General features: G+C 38.6%; 1 protein-coding gene. It reads right to left on the bottom strand.

Annotated features, from left to right (window positions below; genetic code table 11):
• Positions 1 to 130 precede the first annotated feature (130 nt).
• Positions 131 to 1,224: IS110 family RNA-guided transposase (locus ACTQXY_RS15465; protein ID WP_441660208.1), on the bottom strand; the 1,094-nt coding region annotated here is incomplete at its 5' end.

The raw sequence follows: 1,224 nt of genomic DNA, 5'->3' as shown, positions 1-1,224 counted from the left end.
GAGGTGACAAACTATAAATAGTCAAGTGGTTTTTGAAAAAAAGTTTGTGTAATAAAAAAGGGTAACTTTAATAGATCATCTGAAAACACCGTATTTCAGATGGAACAGATAACATTATGTAAGGTGGATATTAGCGTAGTTTTTGAGCGTTAAAGTCTATATCCTGCCTCTCCAATGCATAAATGACTCTAATCAGTTTCTTTGCTACATGAGTAATGGCTACCCTGTGTTTCTTGCCTTCTGCACGTTTTTTTGCATAGTAAGTTGCAAAGGTTAAGTCAAAACGGATTAAGGGAAGGCAGGCGTTAAGAAGGACATAACGGAGTTGGGAAGAACCATGTTTTACCATTCGACCACCATGAGATTCTGTTCCGGATTCATCTATTCCTGGCTCAATTCCAGCAAATGCAAGCATCTGCCCGGGATTGGAAAAGTTGGATATATCACCATATTCAGCATAAATAACAGCAGCTGAAATAGGACCAATACCAGGGATGGACATATAGTGAGGATGTACTTCTTCAATAAGCTTAATAATCTCAGATTCCAGAGTATTTATTTCATTGGAAAGAGATTTGTATAGAGTCAACAAACTGTTTAATTCTAAGTCAAAAATAGAATTATTGACACCGACGGTGTTGGCAGCAAGCTCTTTGAGGCGAAGAAATTTCTGGATAGAAAACTTGCCTCTGGAAATGCAGCGAAGTTTATCGTAGGAAACAGAATTCATACGAGCCATTTTCTCGGCGGAACCATAGTTTTCGAGAAGATACAAGGCTGTTTTTGATAGCCTTTCATTGAAGAATGGTTTGAATTCCGGGAAGGTATGATCTAAAACATTGGTTATCTTCACAAGGTAAAAGGAACGCTGGCGAATTAGCCTGTCACGTAAACGAGTTAGTGACTTTAGGGAATAAGCATGGTAAAATCCTTTTGAATGGGGTTTGTACTCAACAGTCATTAACCACCGGGCTATTGATTCACAGTCAACAGAATCGGTTTTGGTTCGCCTTAAAGTTGCAGACTTTTTGTATTCCTTGATGAGAACTGGATTAACTTCCATGAAGCTGTGGTGGGCATTCTCAAGGAAGAGTTCAAGATTGAGGGCATAATGGGCAGTTGATTCAAACCCTATTTTTATATCCTCAGGATTGGAGAGAGAATTAAGTGAAATGAGCAGTTGTTCAAAACCATCCTTGTCATTAGTGAGGGTGAATTTAGAAA

This window comes from Faecalimonas sp. LCP19S3_D12 (genome assembly GCF_052121495.1).
Classification (GTDB): Bacteria; Bacillota; Clostridia; order Lachnospirales; family Lachnospiraceae; genus Faecalimonas.
This window is presented reverse-complemented; position numbering and strand designations above follow the sequence as displayed.